The organism is Rahnella sp. RFA10(1/100), assembly GCF_004195115.1.
Taxonomy (GTDB): domain Bacteria; phylum Pseudomonadota; class Gammaproteobacteria; order Enterobacterales; family Enterobacteriaceae; genus Rahnella; species Rahnella perminowiae.
The window spans coordinates 1-325 of sequence record NZ_SEWR01000033.1 but is presented as its reverse complement, the minus strand read 5'-3'; the positions used below and the strand labels follow the sequence as shown (position 1 = coordinate 325).

The window sequence follows — 325 nt, the reverse complement described above, 5'->3', positions numbered from 1 at the left end:
TAAGCCACCTGAAGGGACGTTTAAGACTAAGACGTTGATAGGCTGGGTGTGTAAGTGCAGCGATGCATTGAGCTAACCAGTACTAATGACCCGAGAGGCTTAACCTTACAACACCAAAGGTGTTTTGGATTTGAGAGACAGGCTCGAGAGAGTAGATTTTCAGCGGAATGTTCCGGAATTGGTTCGTATGGCGGCGCGGGGGTGAGCAACCCTGATGCGCTGCGGTACGGATGAAACAGAATTTGCCTGGCGGCACTAGCGCGGTGGTCCCACCTGACCCCATGCCGAACTCAGAAGTGAAACGCCGTAGCGCCGATGGTAGTGT

2 rRNA genes are annotated in these 325 nt (G+C 53.2%); both read left to right on the top strand.

What is annotated here, in order from left to right:
- Positions 1 to 107, top strand: a 23S ribosomal RNA gene (locus ETV65_RS24810); the annotation flags it as partial.
- Positions 108 to 245: 138 nt separating this feature from the next.
- Positions 246 to 325 (top strand): 5S ribosomal RNA (gene rrf, locus ETV65_RS24805); the annotation flags it as partial.